Below are 18,814 nucleotides of genomic sequence, written 5' to 3'. Positions count from 1 at the left end.
GATCCACAGAAGTCCACTGGGCGCTGGGATCCACGAAATAGACGCTTCGGCGTCTTTTTTCGTTATTTCGACTTCCATCGAAATCCACCCGATTCTGGACTGATTTTGTCCATAATCTTGTCCATCAAATGGGTGGGTTTCGACATCGGATTGTCAGCGGAGCCCGGCGAATCATTTGCTGAACATCTAGCCCTGAATTCAACCTTCAGGAGGCTAGAAAATGGCTCTTTCAGACGCGGCCATTCGGCACGCAAAGCCCACGGGCAAAGACTACACACTCGGTGATATCGACGGCCTCTCTTTGGCGGTTGGGTCTTCAGGTGGGCGTTCGTGGCACTTTCGCTTTGCCTGGCACGGCAAACACAAGCGCATGTCTCTCGGTACCTATCCCGAAATTACCTTGCGTGAAGCGCGTGCTTTGCGGGATGAAGCGCGCAAGTTGCTGGCGCAAGGGATCAATCCCTTGGTGCAGCGCCGAAACAAGCGTGAGGCTGACCGACTGGCCGAAGAAAACACCTTCAAAAGCACCTACGATCAGTGGCTGGCGCATCGTGCGCTCACCCTCAAGGAAGGTCGTCAAAGCACCCTCTCGCAAATTCGCCGCATCTTTGACAAGGACGTGATGCCCATTCTGGGGCTGTGCTCGATCGGCGAAATTCAACGCCCTGACTTGCTCAGGGTGCTGTCGAATATCGAGCAGCGCGGTGCGCTCACCACCGCCGAAAAATGTCGAACCTGGTTGAACCAGTTGTTTCGTTTCGCCATGGTCAAGCTTCCGGGCCTGAACCAAAACCCGGCCACGGATCTGGATGTTGTCGCGCTGCCCAAACCGCCGGTGAACCATCAACCCTTCCTGCGCATGCCCGAAATTCCCGCGTTGTTAAATACCCTCAATGGCTACGGCGGGCTGCAAACCCGGTTGGGGATACGCCTGCTGCTGTTGACCGGCGTGCGCACGGGAGAGCTGCGCTGGGCGACCCCCAGTCAGTTTGATCTCGTGCGAGGTTTGTGGACCATTCCGTCCGAGGTGGTGAAGCAACTGCAACTGAAAATGCGCAAGAAAAATAAGCGTGCTCAGGACATTCCACCCTACATCGTACCGCTCTCGACCCAGGCAATTGAGATAGTGCAGCAACTGTTGAAGCGGGTTCGGCCGGCGCAGAAGTACTTGCTGGCTGGTCGTAATAACCTGCGCCTGTGGATCAGCGAAAACACCCTCAATCTCGCACTGCACCGGCTGGGGTATGCCGACCGGCTGACGGGGCATGGTATTCGGGCGACGCTGTCGACGGCGTTGCATGAAATCGGGTATCCCAAGCCCTGGATTGATGCGCAGCTGTCGCATGCGGATCCGGACAAGACCAGTGCGACTTACAACCATGCCGAGTATGTCGAGTTGCGGCGGCATATGATGCAGGATTGGGCTAATCGGTTGGATTTGCTGGAGCGGGGTGAACTGGGGGCAGCGAGTACGCGTTTGATGAGTCGTTTGGAGGGCGTGCCGATGTTAGGGGAGGGGGCAGGGCTGGATGGGTCTGCTGTGTGGTCTGTGCGTGCCGGTTAGTATGGATGGAAGCGCCTGTATTACCGATGAGGCCAGGCAGGCGCTCACGCAACTGAGCGTTCGCGTCGCTTCCTCATTCACGATTACGGCCAAGGCCAGGTATTGGTCGAGGGGTATACCGACAATGTGCCGGTAAGCCGACCGGTCACTGATTATGCGCGGTACTGCACGGTCTATGACGATAACTACACGCTCTCCGCTGCTCGGGCGCGGGAGGAGCGCAAATTGTTGGTGTTTGCCCTGGACAGGAAGCAATCACTGCGAGTGATTGTGGCGGGTTACGGTGATTCCAGACCAAAACCCGGCCTGAGCCCAGCAAACGCAGAAAATCGGCCTGTTGAAGTTCAGTTGGTGGTGTCTCACGAGGATCGCTCGCTCGACGGGCGCTGACCTTTTCTTGAGGGGCTTGGCACGCGCGTGAGGCGTTGCGCGGGCAGAAATGTCGCCGATCCACGCCGTCTGGGGCCGTCGGCAATAGAGGCTCGGATGCTTAATTCGCCCATCTGTTGACCCCCAGCGCATTGAATACTCAGAGACATTGAGGGGCGTCTTACCTTCGCGTGCGGGCTTATGACTCTTGGAAGAGCAGCAGCAATAATTTTCGGCCAAGACACTTGAGTTGAAGGCGGCGCTGCCCGACGGGGTATAAAGCGGGCAGTCATCAAGCCGATGAACCCAGCACAAATACTTCAAGTTGCCTCGAACAAATGCAGCGAGTCTTGAGGATTATCTCTAGCTTTACGGTTGCCAAGGCTCAGGCTAAGGTGCTGGCATAAGGACATGATTTTATTTTTTGTCCACGGATGGTCTCTGATCGGCCGAAGTGAAGCAGCCATCTTTCCATTCCGAGATCGTTGTGCCCCGAAAATATTGTTGAGTCCGATGTGGTTTCTCTCTGCATCGGGTTTGACGATCGACGCATTGCTGTTGGCGTGACGCGGGCCCCGAACATCAAAATTGCTTAATTGAAGGCGGAAAGTATGGATTTTTCGACGCTGCTGCATCTTTGGGATGCAGCGAGCTCCGAGCAATTGATTGCACCAAAAATTGTAGTCGGTTTTGTTTTCATTTTATGCGCTTGGTATTTCGTCCGTTATTTTTGTAGATCCTTCAAGCTTAGCAATCAGCTGAAAATTCTGACTAAACGCGTGCGGGACGTGAAAGCTTTCGCCGCACCTCAACGGCGCTCTGAACTGGAGCAACTGTTCAATGGAAGCAATTTGGAGCACTCCTGGCACGAGTACGCTGAAACGCTGCATGATCAGTTTGAGCTGCAGGACGGTGAGCAGGTCCTTGTCCGATCGCGCTCAACCGCCGGGGCTGCGCACTTTTTCTCACCGCAAAGCGTGGTCGATACACCGCTGGGGACCGAATTTTATAAACACTTACCTGGCATTTTGACCGGCATTGGTATTGTCGGAACCTTCTTCGGTTTGATGCTGGGCCTGCAACATTTTGATCCAAGCACCCCGGAGCAGGTCAATGCCAGCGTAGATAAGCTGCTCAAGGACGTATTGTTTGCGTTCATCGGCTCCTTTATCTCAATTATGGCTTCTATAGTCGTCACGATTACTGAGAAGTGGCGCCTAGGCCAATGCTATAAGCTCCTTGAAACGTTCAACGAAACCATTGATGGGCTTTTTGATAGCGGTGTGGGAGAGGAATACCTAGCTGAGCTTGTACGCTCAAGTGCTGAAAGCTCCGTGCAAACCCGTCAGCTCAAGGACAGCCTGGTAACCGATCTGCGGGAAATGCTGCAGAACCTCGTTGATACCCAAGTCCGCGAAAGCCTCAAATTAGCGGATACGTTGTCAACGACTTACCGTGATTCTGGGCAATTGTTGGCCGATCAGGTAAGCAGTGCGATTGAGAACAGTCTCAAATCCCCCCTTGAAGCTATCGCGGGTGCGGTTCAGGCGGCCAGTGGCGATCAGTCAGGGCAAGTACAAAACCTTCTTCAGGATGTTTTAGTTGCCTTCATGAACAAACTGGAAGGTACGTTCGGCCAACAGTTCAACGGTCTACACGAACTGATGGGTCAGTCCGTTGCCGCCATGCAGTCGATGCAGCAAGGCTTTTCGACGCTCATCCAAGATATGCGTTCGGCTAGCGAGTCCTCGACCCAAAACAGCTCGACTATGATCGCTCAGTTACTCTCCGATATGCAGGCCGGACAGAACGCCATGCAAGCGGGGATGAACGAGATGCTCGCCAATCTCCAGGCTTCGGTTGCCCGTATCGGCAATGAAGGGGAGGGGGCAGGAGCTCGAATGGCCGAGCAGTTGGAGAAGTTGTTTGCTCAAAGCGAGGCTCGCCAACAGGCGATGGCTGAGAATCTCCAGGCTTTTGTGGAGTCGATCAAGCAGAACATCGGCCAGGGTCAACAGGAAACCATGGCGAAAATTGCAGGCTCCGTTGAGGTGCTGGGTGAGCAACTCTCGGCAGTCTTCAAACAATTGGAGCACGGCCAGCAGCAGATGGATCAAACCACCCGCGCTGCACAGGCTGACCTGCATCAAGGTACCCGTGACTTGGTGGGCGGTCTTGACGAACAGGTCAAGGCGTTGCTGCAAACAGTGTCAGAGCAACAGCAGTCTGCACAGGATACCGTTAAGGCATTGAGTGCCCAAACAGAGCAGCATTTGCAGAGCATGCAGCTAGGCGCAGACAAGATGCGGGCGGCGGCTGAGCGGTTTGAAACGGCCGGACAAAGCGTTGCACGAGCCAGTGAGTCGACTGCGGGGCTGATGGGCACAGTTCAGGGCGCAGGTACTGAACTTGCACAGGCATCACGTGAGCTGAACACCGTGGTCGCGGACTATCGAAACAATCGTGAAGCGTTGGCGAAGACTCTCGCGGTCATCGAAGGTGTTGTCGCAAGTGCGCAAGGGGAGGCCAGCGGTCGCAGCCAGTATCTCCAGGACCTGAAGGCTCAAAGCGAGCGGATGCAGGCGCTTAACCGTGAAGTGTATGAATACCTGGAAAACATCAGCGGTGTGCTGGGTAACGGCTTCAAAGAGTTCGGTGATGGCATGGATCGAGTGCTGAGGCAAACCCTGGGTAGCCTGGATGCCGAGCTGGATAAAGCAGTCAAGAGCCTCGCTGGCGGTGTAGAAGGGGTCAAGGAAAGTCTCGAAGACTTCGGCGACATCATGGAACGCATCAGGCAGTAATGGAGGCTAGTCGATGTTTGGTAAGCAAATGCCTTCGGCAGCTCGCTCCAAAGACGAAGGAGAGAAGCCTTTCTGGATCTCCTTCGCTGATTTGATGACTGCCATGATGATTCTGTTTCTCGTGGTCATGGTGGCGGCTTTGAGTTCTGTGACGCAGCGTATTAACCAGGCGGAGCAGGGGGAGAAGCAGCGTAATAAGGACATCAGTCAGATCTGCGAGAACCTGAGCCTTAAAGCGAAGACTGCTATTAAGACCATCGTCGTGGACTGCAAGGACAACCGGATTAGTTTCGGCGATGCTGGCCGCTTTGGGCATAACCAGTACGCGCTGAGCAACGATGGCCAGTCGGCACTTCAAGAGGTTGTGCCGATGATTCTGGACGCGGCTAACAGTGAAGAAGGCCGGAAGTGGTTCAAGCAGGTTGTGATCGAGGGATCGACAGACACCGACGGCTCCTATCTTTATAACCTGCACCTTTCACTGCAGCGTTCAGAGTGGGTGATGTGCAGCCTGCTCGATAGCCGCAGCCCGCTCCAAGTCGGCTTGTCGCCGGAGCACCAACAGCAAATCAGATCGATGTTCCTGGCGGGTGGTGTGTCGTTCAACAATGCTAAGGACACTAAGGAAGAAAGCCGGCGAGTGGAGTTGCGCATGCAGTTCTTCGGCTTGAAGGAAAAGGAAGACAACCTCCAGCCAGACGTGCCGGTGTTCAATAATACTGATATGGAAAAGTGTCAGTTGGCGATGAATCGATGACCAGCCCAATCGCGAGGCTTTCCGCCGCTATTAACCTGAGTCTTTCCACGCATCGAGTGGGGCCGGCGCCTGAACCGTTGGCGCGATTCCCCCGTCTGGGTGCTGCGGGAATTGATCTTTACGAAAGATTCGAACGCGCTGAAAAGGCTTTGCCGCCACCTCAGGAAAAGCGTCGCGTAGCGATAAGCAAATTCCGCAATATACTCCCACTCAACGCCTCAGAATGGCGTTTGGTTTTTGCCGGTCTTTCGGACAAGAGTGAGGGAGTCGTGCCGATACTGGACGATGATCAGCTCTTTGACCGAGTGCACAAAGAAATCCATCACCGTATCGAAAAACGGAGGCTAAGCCGTCGAGATTGGTTGGCGCTGTGCTTTAGCTACTTTGGGTACGAGGCTGCCACGCCTGATAAGAACGCCAATTGGTGTCTGTTGCGGGCAGACGTTCAGCTTGGCTTCGATTGCGTCAGAGGTCAGCAAAAACGCGAGAAGGAATGGGTACATATCGTCCAGCAACATCAGGAACTTTTTTCCGAGCAGGCAGGTGCTAGGCTGGGTGACAAGATGTTCAAGGGTGAAATCAGCGACCTTTCAGCATTGCAGACGATCGCGCAGATCCCGGACAGCAGTTGGCTGTGGCGCAGAATCTTTAACGTATTGATCTCTCGTATTTTCCTGTTGGATGACGCAGAGTTTTCTCAGCGCTTAGCCGACCTTGTCGATATCGGTCGACAGCATCCGCGGTACACGAACGACATTCTGAGTGCATGTCTGTCGCGTTATCACTTGGCAGCCTATCGAGAAACCCCGTCGTCGCTGCTCAAACAGGTAGCACTCGACAATTGGGGCAGCCCTCAGATCCGCTCCAGGCAAAACAGCTGGCTGCAGTATGTTGAAAAAGACGTCTGCGCGATGGTCGTGGCGTGGTTCGCGAAGGAGGATCTGGAGCACTTCTTCAACCTGTTGAAGGGAGACTCCGAGGTTGATCAATCGCGTCTGCACTATTGGCTGCGATTTGCCAACCAAATGAGCTACACCCGAATTGTTATGGGGGCGGATGCGTGGAATGACGGCGGACGGGACTTCGTTCATTTCCGTGAGAAGAACAAAGGGCGCTTGAGTCGTTTGGTCGGGGGTTCCAGCCGCAACAACGCTGTTGTCATGCAGATCGGAAACTATTTCTTTGTTGAGTTTTCCGGGACCGGCAATGCTTGTTTTGTGTACGAATCCGACAAATCGCCCTTCGATCCGGATAAGTTTCAACTTGAGCTGACCTCTGAGTTGAAGCAGCCTCATCGTGCGAAGGCTCGAATGCTGCATACGCCGGCACCTAGTAAACCAACTCGAATAGAAGGGTGGCTTCTTAAGTTTGACGACTCTCTCGGAAAACTGGGCATTCGCGTGCAGAGTCAGGCCGGCACTCCAGGGGCATCCAACCCCATGGCTTTTGAAGACCAAGTCCGTGTCGCGCTGAAGTCGGTCAAACACAAAGTCTATGACCAGCGCGCGCGCGGCGGTGCATTTCAGGTCCAGCTTGACAACAACGACCTGGCCGCCGTTGCTGCGCTCCAACGCCTGGGCTTCAAACCCGTCAATCACCAGCCACTCCGGTTCTGGAGGCAGTAATGCTCAAGCGTTTCCTAAAGGGGATTGGCCTGCAGCCGAGTTCTCCGGTAGAAAATACTGAACCTGCCTTTTCAATTGAAGAGCAGGGCATTTGTTATTCCTTGAGCTTGGCGGAAAACGCAGAGTCCTGGCCGCTGGCAAGCTATCTGGATCAGTTGGAAGAGGAGGAGTTCGTCTCCCAACTGAGCGATCGCTGGCTTCTGACGTGGGATGAACTCTATCGGCTGCTTGATGAGCCGGAGCATTTATCAAGTCTGCCGCTTTTGGGGTTACCGCCACAGACAACTCTCATCCCTCAACTGAGCAGCCAGGGCAGTCTTGCCTCCGACGACTTCAAGGTCGCTGTCAGTGGATGGCGTGACCCGCAGTCCAACGCAAATGTGCAGGTGCAGCGTACGGGCGCCGCCGTTCAGTACCACGGAACAATGGAAATTCTGCCTGAGTCGTCCTGGAAACTGACCGGTGCGGTGCGCCAACTCTATCTGGCTCAACAAAATGAGCCGGGTGAAGTGACTAACCAGATTGGCTGGGCCAGCATCAGGAAATTGGCGCGCAAGGCTGGTGCAGGTATGGATGGTTTTTTGGATAAGACCGTCGTTATCAAACCCGAAAGCCTGCGGCTGAACCCGCGAAAATCAACGGTCGGAAATACGCCGGTTATCGAGCTGGAACCAAGTTTCGAAGGCCAACCGGCAAACTGGCTTGTAAGTTTCGACGGTGCCAATCAGGTTCAGGATCGATACCGGGTGACCAGCGATGATGGATCGTTGACCCACGTCCTGATTGAGCCTGAAGTCAAATCTGTACTGGACTATGTGCGCTCGTTGCCTGGCCGTCGGGTCGCTGGGGACGATGCACTTTCCTTCGTCCGCAACCCTTACAGCGCTCTCGGCGATAGTGCCGCACAAGTGCTGGATGCGCAGAGCTATGAGGACGAGCTGGTCGAGGCCGGGATTTTCTTTCATCGCTTTCATCTGGAGCCTAAACTGGATGAAGCGGGACAGCACATTGAGCAGGTAAAACTGACCCTCGAACCGATCTCGCCAACCCCGCAGCCGCCCATCGAAGTTGAATTCAATGCAGCTTATGAGCTCGCACCGTTCGTGCATGAGTTACAGCTGAAATTGGCCGCTGGCATGCCTGCAGGCTTCTGGCAGGGCTATGAGCTGGAGCTCAGTGATTTTGATTTACGCCAGCTGGCAGGTATCAACGACCTGCTTAAGCGTTGGCAAAATGAAGCAGCGGGTATCGAGTTCGACTCCGTCCTGGACCTGTCTCTTTATGGCGACCGTGTGACGGGCATCGGGGAGGCGGAAAAAATTACTTCGCCTTTCCTCGTCAAAGAGGCGACCGAGAACTGGTTGCCGAAGGATGTGGCGGCACTGGGCGTTGACGCAGAAGTTCTTGGACGTTGGAACCCTTCCGACCGTGCTCAATTTGAAGCGTTTGAGCAGCGACTGGACGAAGCTCGCGCTGCCGGTGATGAAACGGTCTGTCTGCCAGAGTCCGAAACACCGCTCTCGATTGCCGTCGCCGAGCAACTGTTTGCTGCCTGGTCGAGGAAGATCGCCCCTGTCGAGACCAGTCTGGTCCAGCAACAGGAAAAGGTGGGCCGCGCTGTACTGCAAATCGGCCACAACATTGACGAACCGACCTACGTTCAAATTCGTCAGGCAGCCCTGCGCGCCGCTTTGGACGCAGTCCCAGAGTTGCCCGGCTTGCTCAAGCCTGAAGTCGTCCTGCGTGAGCATCAGCTTCAAGGCGTGGCGTGGCTGCAGCACTTGTTCCGTTTGTCCCCATCAGACGTGTCAGGCTGCTTGCTCGCTGATGACATGGGGTTAGGGAAAACGATCCAGTTGCTGACTTTCCTGGTCTGGTACCTGGAAAAGTACCCACAGGACAAGCCGACACTGATCGTCGCCCCAGTCTCGTTGCTCGATAACTGGGAGCGGGAGCTTCACCGGTTCTTTTTCGCTGACGCGCTGCCAGTACTTAAGCTGTATGGCTCAGCCTTGAGTGCAGTGAAGTTCAAGAAAGAAGAAATCCCTGCGGACTTGAAAGCCAAAGGCATCAAAAATTTGCTGCGCCCAGGTTGGATGGGCGGCGCCCGAATCGTCCTGACGACTTACGAGACACTGCGCGATCAGGAGTTTTCCCTGGCGCGCCAGCAATGGTCGATAGTCGTGTGCGACGAAGCGCAGAAACTGAAGAACCCTGCTGCCCTCGTCACTCAGGCGATCAAAGCCATTCCGGCGAGATTTCGAGTGGCGTGCACCGGTACGCCTGTCGAGAACACCCTGATAGATCTCTGGTGTCTGTTCGATTTCATTCAGCCAGGTTTTCTGGGGGGATTGAACCAGTTCGGTCGCGAGTATCAGCGCCCAATCGAAGCCGCATTGGAGCGTGACACGGTTGCCCTGGAGCGCCTTCGAGGGCTTATCGATCCGCAGACTTTGCGCCGAACCAAGCAAGACGTTGCCAAGGACCTACCGGCCAAAATAGAAGACACAGCATGCCGTTCCCTTGGCATGCATACCTTGCAGCGCAATCTTTACCTGTCCGAAATAGCTGCGTACAGCCAGAAACAGCAGATCGAAGAACAGCTCGATCAAAAGACATCTGGCATGCTCGGATTGCTGCACAAGCTCAAGCTCATTTGCGCTCATCCTTACAGTGTTCAGCCAGACAAACGACTGCGCGACAACTCGCCGAAACTGCAGTGGTTGATGCAGACGCTTGAGTCGATCAAAAGAGCTGGCAACGGTGACAAGGTTATTGTCTTTACCGAGTTGCGTGATATCCAGCGGGAGTTGCAGCACTCGATCCAGGAGCATTTCGGGTTTCGGGCGACTGTGATCAATGGCGATACCAGTACCAGCAGTCAGAGCGCAAATAGTCGACAGAGGTTGATCGACCAGTTCCAGGAGCAACCTGGTTTCGCAGTCATCATCCTGTCGACCATCGCCGTCGGTTTTGGGGTGAATGTACAAGCGGCCAACCACGTCATTCACTTCACTCGTTGCTGGAACCCCGCCAAGGAAGATCAAGCGACGGATCGGGCCTATCGGATTGGGCAGGAGAAGGATGTGTACGTGTACTACCCGACGGTTCGGGATGCGGCGATGTCGACGTTTGAAGCGACGCTGGATGAGTTGTTAAGTAAGCGGCGAGCGTTGGCGCGGGATATGTTGAGTGGGGCTTCGGAGATTCAGGCTTCGGATTTTGAGGGGCTGCTTAAGGCACAATGAGCCCGCTCGCGCAAAGCCAGTGCTGGGCAATATGTCAGTTATAGGTACAGGTAAGTTTCATCCTCCGCTTCCAGCGACTTTCCGGGTGATTGACTTGTGGCAGTGGCTGAGGACTAGAGATAGAACGCCCCCCCATCCACGGCGGGTATCGCCAGCCTATGTATGACTTTTCTATTTACCTTGCTGCTTTTTGGCAAAAAGTACTGCGTTTGAAATATCGAGCGATATGGATGCGAAAGATTTCATAAGCAGCGTCTCTGGCAACGTCCAATCCCATTTTTCGCGCAACATGTTCTCCACATCTGAAAGTATCGAGTCGAGATCGCTTGGATCCAGACAGCCCACATCCGCAAGTGCATTTCTTGCCTGATCAATGCTCGCGTCGATTTCTATAGCTAGACCCGAGTTATCACAAGATAAACCTACATGATTGAGCAGCAGGCGCAGTGCATCATTAGCGTAATCCCCCAACCAACTGATCAAATAACATTTCCCACTCGACTCGATAAGGTACCGCTCTCCAAGCCCCAATAAGGCAAAAGTTTTTCGAGCCTCGTCGAGTAAAGCTTTGGCACTTTGATCGATAAAAGGGCAGGGGCTGGAGTCCACCAAGACTGCTCGCATCTCCTCGCGTACGGCGTCATGCACCATTGCGCCCAAGCCATCGAACTGAGGAGGCGCCCCTCCTCGTGCGGCTGACACGATGATGACCTTGGCCTGCAGGTCAACATCACGAACCTGCCATCGACGGCCGCCGAAGATAATGCGTTGGTCTTTGGTGAGCGGACGGCTCACGGGGACCGAGCCCAAGGCTTTCCCGTCGCATACCAGACGGAATTCTTCATCGCTGGTGAATGCGCTGTAGAACTCGTAGTGATTGATCATGCGCTCGCCAACGGTTCCAGGCAGCAGCAACCCTGAGCTGTCCTGAACAATCAATTCGTGTCCCCCCAGCGATTTGAGCAGTTTCACAAAATCCGACTTTTCAATACCTGGAAACGCGCCTTCATCAATCAAGCTTTTCCAAAGATCGGCAGCCGAAGCGCCGCCGCATTGAGCAATGATGGAAAGGCATTGTTGAACCAGAGTAGAGGCATGAATGCCCTGTGCTCTGGGAGGTTCAAACCAACCTCTGGCCAGTAGTCGAACCATGGCAATGGTTTGTACCAGACCTTGGCGTAACTGATCGGAGAGGCTGGATTTTTCTGTGAGTGGTGACTCTTTACAGTAAACGCGTAACGTTGCTTTCTCTCCCGGGCGCCTACCGGAGCGCCCTAGACGCTGACGCAGACTTGCTACGGAAGGCGGGGCACCAATTTGCACCACCGTTTTGATACTGCCGATGTCTATTCCCAGTTCAAGCGTTGTAGTGCAAATGGCCGATGCTGGCCGGTCGCCCGCCTTTAATGCATGTTCAGCTTGCTCTCGCAGGTCTTTTGAGAGACTGCCGTGATGAGGCCAGAACTCGTTGGGCACGCCGTCTTTCTCGCATCGTCGGCGCAGCTGGTCTGCGTACCATTCAACCTGGGAGCGACTATTCGGGAAAATCAGGTTATTGCTGCCGCGAAGCACCTTGTAGAGATGCTCAGCAATCGCAAAGTCAGGGCTTGCCTCGTTTTCCGTTTCGTCTTCATTCCCCTCATGCTCATTGGGTTCAGCAGGTTTCTTTTTGAGCTCACTCATCGGCGGCTGAATGTAGCCGCGAACTTGCACCTGAAGTGTCTGGTTAGCGTTTTTCGATTCAATAACGGTAACGTTATCGGCATTGGCTGGGCGCAAAAACGCTGACGCCATCTTCATATCACCGAGGGTAGCTGATAGCCCGACCCTGGGGAGGCGCCTCCCTGCGGCGAGTTCTACCCTGTGCATCAATGACTGAAGTTGTTTGCCTCGCTCACTGCCGATGAACGCGTGTAGTTCGTCCACGACGATATAGCGCAGGTGTTGGAATACCCCGCCGAGACTTGAGCCACGATTGACGAACAGTGCTTCAAGGGATTCGGGAGTGATCAGCAGCACTCCCTCAGATGATTTGAGAAAGCGGTGTTTTTTGCTGGAAGAGACATCTCCGTGCCAAGCGACTACAGGGATCTCAAGCTGCTCACAGAGTCGGCTTAATCTGTCCCATTGATCGTTGATCAAGGCCTTGAGCGGGCTGATGTACAGCACCGCACCAGGCGGATCATCGTTATTGAGTAGATTCGTCAGAATGGGCAGGAAGGCGGCTTCGGTTTTGCCAGCGGCTGTTGCTGCGGCAATGATGACGTCCTGATCGGCGCGGACCAGAACAGGCACCGCCCATTCCTGGGCGTCGCGTAGTGAGGTCCAACCTTCAGCCCAAATCCAGCGCTGGATTCGGGGCTCCAGCTGTTCGAAACCTGATGAATCAGAGTGTGAAGGTGGCAAGTTCATCATCCGCGTCGACCTTCATATCATCCTCACCGCCTGAATCCTTGGTGACCTCGACTGCCCCCAGCAGTGTTCGCCAATCGGCCCCTGGGTTTTGTTCCAAAATAGCCAGTAGATTAATGAACGCTGTGATCGTGGTACGTGGTGTGCGGAAATAGGCTTCGCCTAGGCGTTGGTTGCAGTGAGCCATAAACAGAGGAAGCGCCTCGTCAGGCAGCAAATACTTTTCAGCATCGCCGCCGGCATATACGTGGCGGAGCTTTTGAAGCAGTACGTAGAAGTCCTCAGGGGTAAGACTGGTCAGGCGAATGACCGGCCCTGAAAGATCCACCAGTCCGGTTTTGGCAAACGAGTTCTCTGCTAGTCGCGACTGCAGGGCAGGGTAGCTGAATAAACCCCGACGGGTGTCCATCAAAAACTCGGGCGTGCCGCCCAACACGAAACCCAATCCTTCAGATGCCCCTTGCAGTGAGTCATTGAGGATTCGGAGGATTTGTTCGTAGTTGGCATTACGCGCCTGCGTATTCGCCAGCTTGTAGAGGTTGACCAGTTCGTCGAGGCAGATCATCAGTCCGCCGAACCCAGCGAGTCTGACGAATCTGGAAAGCAGCTTGAGCTGGTCGTAGACGGAGGCGTCATCGATGATGGTCCGCACGCCCAAAGCGGCGCGAGCGTCGGTTTTGGTGGTGAATTCTCCGCGTAGCCAACGAATGGCGTCGGCTTTCAGCTGCTCGTTGCCCTCTTCGAAACCGCGGCAGTAGGCAGCGATCACCTCAGCAAAGTCGTACCCATTGACCATCTCGGTCAACTCGGCCAAATGCTTACGAATAATGGTCTCGCTGTCGGTACCGGCAGCCTTCGCTTCGGTTTTGGCTTGGGAGATGAATTTCTCCACGATGCCTTGCATGGCACCGCCGTCGGGTTTTGTGCGAGTTGACATATTCTTTGCCAGTTCGGAGTAAAGCGACCGAGCTTGCCCCCCGGTGGCGTGCAACCGGCGGTCTGGATTCAAGTCGGCATGCATGGTCACGAGTTTTCGCTCCATAGCGATGGCCCGAACCAGATTCAGAAAGAACGTTTTACCGGCGCCGTACTCACCGATCACCACCCGGAACGCTGACCCGCTTTCTACCAGGCGTTCGACGTCCTTGATCAGAGCATCAAGCTCACCCACACGGCCAACCTGAATTAAGTGCTGGCCAACACGTGGCACCACGCCCGCGCGTAACGATTGAATGACCGCATCGCGATCCTTGGCTCTGATAGTGCTCATAGGGCTAATTCTTCCAGAATGTCTGTGTTTATCTCGACCGGGTCGTCGCCTTCTGTGACGGGCATGTCGAATCGTTCAAAAGCCATGTCGTTGATTTGTTCCAGAGCGCCATCGAGCATCAACTCCATGTCGCTGGCAGCGGCTTCCAGTTCCGCGCGGCTCCATTCCGGGCGAGAGATCAATAAACGGAGGAAGGCCGAGTGTTCCAAGTCAAGCCCAGGCACGTCCGCGCTCGACTCGGAATCTGGTTCAGCGCTTTCAGCCGGAGGCTCCACTTCCTCAACCTGGTCCTCAGTGAATACCTTGGCGAGGAGGGCGGAGACCTCGGCCGTTTCACGTTGCAGTTGCGCTATCCGATCATGATCAAGGACGAAACCTTGTTTCGAAGATGAGGCAGACTGCGTGCCGCGTTCGACGGATGGGGGAGTGTTGGCAAGCGTCACGGCAATACCCACGCCGGCTGCTGCCCCATGAAGGTCGCCATAAAGTAGTTGGCTATCCACTTGCAATGCCTTGTACACACGCTCCAGCAACTTCAATTCCGCAGGGCTGACGGTGCCATCGGCTTGCGCCAGATGAGCCAGGAAGCCTGCGATGGTGCGTTTTGCATCCACGGGTAAGGGATCGAGCTTTTTCTTAAGGCTGGCGAGTGTGGGTGGTTGTTGTAGTTGGATTTGCAGGTGCGCTTTGAGGCGTTTGCGATGGGCACCGCTCAAGTGACTCCATGAATCGATATGCTGAGCAAGCAGAGTGATCTCTTCGTTGGAGGTATCACCGTCGGCGGAAGCCACCGCACTGGCCAAATCAAGGGTTACCGATGCTGCGTTGTATGCAGCAGACGCACGGAGTGATCCATCTTCAGGCTGGGTTACAAACAACGCAATCCGGTCCTCCGCTTTTGGCGTCTTGCTACCACCCAGTACGTCGGGTTCCATTCCGATATGCAGCGACTCAAATGCGCGGGCCAGAGCGATTACTTTGTCTCGAGACAATGCGCCCGCGCTTTTAAAGCGCCCTGCGAGCTCTCCAAAACTCATGACGATCAGGTCGTCACCAATTCTGGACTGCAACTCATCCAATTCGTCGTGGGCTGCCTTCGGCCAGAGCGCGACAGGAAGTTGCAGGAGCGCCTCAAGAGCCTCTGCGCTTTCAGGATTTCTTCCCAGGTAACGGCTGTAGGGTTCTACTTCGCTGGTGCATTGCTCAACTAGCAGTTGCAAAACTTTACGTGTGCCCGAGGTTGCCATGACGTCAGGCAGATTCCCCAGGGTAAGCGTGGGGGCCTTGATTATGGCAGAGGCAGGGCGATAGCTGGCCTTGAGCTTGGTTTTGTTCTGAGCCAGTGTCAGGCCCGCAGGATAAGCGTTTTCGTACTTGAGCTTGAACAGGCGTGAAAACACATCTTTGCAGCGTATGACTGGCGTGCGTTTACTGATGTTGGGGTCGGCCAACGCCCATGCCAGTGCCCAGTCGGCGTTCAGCGAATGCTTATTGGAGGCATGCTGACCTAAACCAATGCGTAGCGGCAGAGGCATTTCATAGCTGTACTCGGCTACGCTGGGCGGCGGGCCAAGGTAGAGATTCGCGTCAACAGCGCGGTTGCCCAGATAGTCAAGAAAGCCTTCTGCGTAGCCTCTGAATGACCCATTTCCTCTATAAATACTCAGTAGACGCCGAACCTCGTCGACGATTAGAGGAACCTCATTATTCACCTTGGAATCGTAAATGGGATCAATGAGTGCTCGACGTTCCAAACCGTAAAAAAACAAAAATACATAGCCAGTATCCGCCGATGGATCACTGCGCCCACCTGCGAGCCATTGCAGGTATCCGCGTCGCGCTTGCGGTGTAATGGAGTGAAAACTCGGCCAATAAGACATCAGTCGCTCGTTGAGGTCGACGTAGTCTTTGGCAATCCGAAGCTTTGGGTTGATCAGTGAAGGCTCTTGCGCATCATGTCTGCTACCGAGTGTGTTCCCGATATAAAACATGCCGCCAGTAAGGGAGAAGCCAGCGACTTCGACGACTTCGCCAGCAGGCACCCAGCGGGCATCGGCCTTCTGTGCGCTGATACTTGGGATTTTAAAGGTGTTGGCAGGGGGAGAACCGAGTTGCACAGTATAAAACTCGGGACTTTCCTCAATGTCCCTATTGTTCGTCGAGACTTCACGCATGGAGAAGGTTACGCCCATACCTTGTGGTTTTTGCGTGTGGGTATTCTTCGCCGCCGATGCTTGAAGCTGACTGAGTCGACGTTTGCCGCGTTCGGCCAGCAGCCACATAATCGTGCCGATACCCGCTATGACGCCGACAGCTATCCAAGCATTTTTGGGTATAGCAGCGAGGGCGCTGAATGCCAGAGCAAAAACTATAAGTATGCCGGTGCCACCGGAGTTTTTTGCTTTCTTCCTTGCCATGAGTCATTTCAACCTTGAAAGATGGGTGCTGGCGCAATGGCAGTATCCGACATTTCTGATGGTGGAGCCAAGCGGTTGGCTTAGCAGGTGATCGGAAAGTTGAACTATCTTGAATGTTTCCCTCATCTGAAAACTAACGACAGGCGAGCTTATGAAAAAGCCCGCCATTGTCTTGGAGTTAATTGGTTGCGAGAAAACCTATCACTGGCACGATCAGCGCCGTACTAGTAGCCATCGCCAGCACATTGCCAATATATGGATGCATCCACTTCGGCAATCGCCCAGCAATGGCACAAGCCAGTGGTGGCGCAATCAATGCTCCCAGCAAAGCGCTGCCCACTATGACGAACGGGCTGCCTCCATGGACCAAAATCGCCGCAGGCACCACCGCCACCAACGGCACGTAGGTCGGATACCAGCCGCTTTTTTGCCACTCTCGCCGCCACAGCAGAATGCCCAGTAACGAAGTCAGTGCCTGGCCTGCGACCAACTGCGGCAACCAGCCTGATCCATAAGCAGGGCTCAGGGGATTCAATGCGTAAGCGAGGAAAACCCCTAAGATCAACCCCAGGCTCGCCCACTCATTGCCAAAAAACGGCGCTTCGGAAAAGTCCGCCAACACCCGCCGGAATGTCCAGCGTATGCTGTAATCCGGAATGTTAACGGCCTTAGGAGGAGGGCTGATGATCGTGCTCTCAGGCCTGCGGCTGACCAGAATCGGCAACGCCCTGCACAACAAAAACGCAACCACGCTACCCAACGCCATCCCCAGCACATTGCCGATCACCGCCGGCAATCCCAGCGGGATACACAGGTAATTCACGAACAACAGGCAACTCGGCGTCACCAGGACCGCACCGAGCAACGCACCATTGAGCGTAACCCTCCACCCACCACCAAACAGCAACACCATCGCCGCCGGCAACGACACAAACGCCGCAAAGGTCGGCTGCCAGGAGTCGGCCGTCAGCGTCCAGCCCCACAGCAGATTACTCAGCAATAGCCCCAGTAATGAACTGGTCACCAGCCAGGGCCACAGCCCCGTCCCATAAGCGATGCTGAATCCCTGCCAGTTCCGGGCATAACGACTGGTCCAGTAACCAAACGCGCCGCCCAGCAGCAAGCCAATGGAGGCAAACTCGTGTTTGTAAAACGCCACTTCACTGATATCGCCGACCACCCACCGCAGCCAGGCGATGGGCGAGGGCAGGCTGCTCACCATATCGTTGTAGCCGGGCCAGTAAGCCGTTGCCGAGGCTGAATACACCACCGACAGTGCGGCGATCAGCCCTACCGCGGCGCCTGTTACAGCAAGCAGAATCACCAGATAACGAAAAGCCGAGCCCTGCGACGGACTTGCCGAAATAGAGTCCATGATCGTGCCCCCATCAGCGCGGCAGGCACGGGTGCTGGCAATAGCCGAGCATGCCGTCATACAGATCGACGCGGCGATCGCGTTGCAAGTCGTTCAGGTCATTCCATATCGGTGCGCTGCGGGCGCTGGACAGGTCGATATCGGCGTACAGAATCGCCTGTTCATTGGGCGATGCGACCTTGCCGATAGGCCAGCCGTTGGTGCCAGCAATCAGCGAGCAGCCCAGGTAGCGCCCGCCATACTCCTCCCCGATCCGGTTGGCAGCAGCGATGAACACGTTGTTGACGTGGGCGGCGGTCATGGTCAGGTACGAGGCCATGCATTTACCGGCTTCGTCGAACAGTGGCGGTGGGGTCCACACCCAGTTGTTCAGGCTGCAAATGATATCGGCGCCTTGTTGGGTCAAGATGCGCGGGACTTCGGGGAACCAGATGTCCCAGCAGATCAGCAAACCGATGCGGCCGATGGGGGTTTCAAACACCGGAAAGCCCAGATTACCGGGCGTGAACCAGAGCTTTTCCTTGTTCCACAGGTGCGCCTTGCGGTACTTGCCGATCAGCCCATCCGGGCCCAACAGCACGGCTGTGTCGAACAGTTGCATGCCCTCGCGCTCCGCCAGCCCGGCGACCAGGTACACGTTTCGGTCCCGCGCAAAATCCATCCAGGCCCGTGTGCTCGGCCCGTCCGGGACGGGCTCGGCATGCTCGAAGGCGTCCTGGCGATTGCTGAACAGGTAACCGGTATTGGCCAGCTCCGGCAGCACAATCAGGTTGGCCCCATTGTTCACGGCTTGCAGGGCCAGGTTGAGGCTGGTGTCGAGGTTGGATTGGCGGTTTTGTGTGCCGACTTGCGGGTCGAACTGCACAACGGCGACGCGGGCTAGGCTGGTAGCTTCGTTCATGGGGAAGACCTCTTTTTTATTGTTATGGCCCCGCCCTTGTAGGCGGATGCTTAAGTAGGAGGTCTTTGTTGA

At 55.2% G+C, this 18,814-nt stretch carries 9 protein-coding genes and 1 pseudogene; 5 read left to right on the top strand and 5 right to left on the bottom strand.

Annotated elements, in window-relative coordinates; genetic code table 11:
• Positions 1–220: 220 nt before the first annotated feature.
• The 5 genes and pseudogenes from DYL59_RS19595 to zorD form a co-directional block, all read left to right on the top strand.
• A pseudogene (locus DYL59_RS19595) lies at positions 221–1,504 on the top strand (tyrosine-type recombinase/integrase); the annotation flags it as partial.
• 1,040 nt (positions 1,505–2,544) lie between these two features.
• Entirely contained in the window at positions 2,545–4,737 is a 2,193-nt protein-coding gene (zorA1, locus tag DYL59_RS19585; protein WP_135290636.1) for a type I Zorya anti-phage system protein ZorA1, read from the top strand.
• Between the two features lie 13 nt (positions 4,738–4,750).
• Entirely contained in the window at positions 4,751–5,494 is a 744-nt protein-coding gene (gene zorB1, locus DYL59_RS19580; RefSeq protein WP_135290635.1) for a type I Zorya anti-phage system protein ZorB1, read from the top strand.
• Positions 5,491–7,119, top strand: a complete 1,629-nt coding sequence (gene zorC, locus DYL59_RS19575) for a type I Zorya anti-phage system protein ZorC (protein WP_135290634.1) — start codon at positions 5,491–5,493, stop codon at positions 7,117–7,119. Before zorB1 ends, zorC begins: the two co-directional genes overlap by 4 nt.
• Complete coding sequence (gene zorD / locus DYL59_RS19570; protein WP_135290633.1) at positions 7,119–10,367, top strand: type I Zorya anti-phage system protein ZorD; 3,249 nt, start codon at positions 7,119–7,121, stop codon at positions 10,365–10,367. Before zorC ends, zorD begins: the two co-directional genes overlap by 1 nt.
• A 171-nt stretch (positions 10,368–10,538) precedes the next feature.
• Here the strand turns inward: zorD and DYL59_RS19565 are convergent, their stop codons facing one another.
• From DYL59_RS19565 to DYL59_RS19545, 5 genes are all read right to left on the bottom strand, one after another.
• Positions 10,539–12,779 carry a DEAD/DEAH box helicase gene (locus DYL59_RS19565; protein WP_135290673.1) on the bottom strand — a complete coding sequence of 747 codons (2,241 nt, stop codon included), beginning with the start codon at positions 12,777–12,779 and terminating at the stop codon, positions 10,539–10,541.
• Entirely contained in the window at positions 12,754–14,049 is a 1,296-nt protein-coding gene (locus tag DYL59_RS19560; RefSeq protein ID WP_135290632.1) for an ATP-binding protein, read from the bottom strand. The genes DYL59_RS19565 and DYL59_RS19560 overlap by 26 nt, the downstream gene beginning before the upstream one ends.
• Positions 14,046–16,466 carry a tellurite resistance TerB family protein gene (locus DYL59_RS19555; protein ID WP_135290631.1) on the bottom strand — a complete coding sequence of 807 codons (2,421 nt, stop codon included), beginning with the start codon at positions 16,464–16,466 and terminating at the stop codon, positions 14,046–14,048. Before DYL59_RS19555 ends, DYL59_RS19560 begins: the two co-directional genes overlap by 4 nt.
• Before the next feature lie 178 nt (positions 16,467–16,644).
• Positions 16,645–17,841, bottom strand: a complete 1,197-nt coding sequence (locus tag DYL59_RS19550) for a hypothetical protein (RefSeq protein WP_135290630.1) — start codon at positions 17,839–17,841, stop codon at positions 16,645–16,647.
• Positions 17,842–17,854: 13 nt separating this feature from the next.
• Complete coding sequence (locus DYL59_RS19545) at positions 17,855–18,742, bottom strand: nitrilase family protein (RefSeq protein WP_135290629.1); 888 nt, start codon at positions 18,740–18,742, stop codon at positions 17,855–17,857.
• Positions 18,743–18,814 lie beyond the last annotated feature (72 nt).

This window comes from Pseudomonas kairouanensis, from assembly GCF_004682055.1.
Taxonomy (GTDB): domain Bacteria; phylum Pseudomonadota; class Gammaproteobacteria; order Pseudomonadales; family Pseudomonadaceae; genus Aquipseudomonas; species Aquipseudomonas kairouanensis.
This window is presented reverse-complemented; position numbering and strand designations above follow the sequence as displayed.

Excerpts from the sequence above, each read along its gene's own strand:
- zorA1 (WP_135290636.1), top strand. The coding sequence starts at position 2,545 with ATGGATTTTTCGACGCTGCTGCATCTTTGGGATGCAGCGAGCTCCGAG.
- zorB1 (WP_135290635.1), top strand. The coding sequence starts at position 4,751 with ATGTTTGGTAAGCAAATGCCTTCGGCAGCTCGCTCCAAAGACGAAGGA.
- zorC (WP_135290634.1), top strand. The coding sequence starts at position 5,491 with ATGACCAGCCCAATCGCGAGGCTTTCCGCCGCTATTAACCTGAGTCTT.
- zorD (WP_135290633.1), top strand. The coding sequence starts at position 7,119 with ATGCTCAAGCGTTTCCTAAAGGGGATTGGCCTGCAGCCGAGTTCTCCG.
- DYL59_RS19565 (WP_135290673.1), bottom strand. The coding sequence starts at position 12,779 with ATGAACTTGCCACCTTCACACTCTGATTCATCAGGTTTCGAACAGCTG.
- DYL59_RS19560 (WP_135290632.1), bottom strand. The coding sequence starts at position 14,049 with ATGAGCACTATCAGAGCCAAGGATCGCGATGCGGTCATTCAATCGTTA.
- DYL59_RS19555 (WP_135290631.1), bottom strand. The coding sequence starts at position 16,466 with ATGGCAAGGAAGAAAGCAAAAAACTCCGGTGGCACCGGCATACTTATA.
- DYL59_RS19550 (WP_135290630.1), bottom strand. The coding sequence starts at position 17,841 with ATGGACTCTATTTCGGCAAGTCCGTCGCAGGGCTCGGCTTTTCGTTAT.
- DYL59_RS19545 (WP_135290629.1), bottom strand. The coding sequence starts at position 18,742 with ATGAACGAAGCTACCAGCCTAGCCCGCGTCGCCGTTGTGCAGTTCGAC.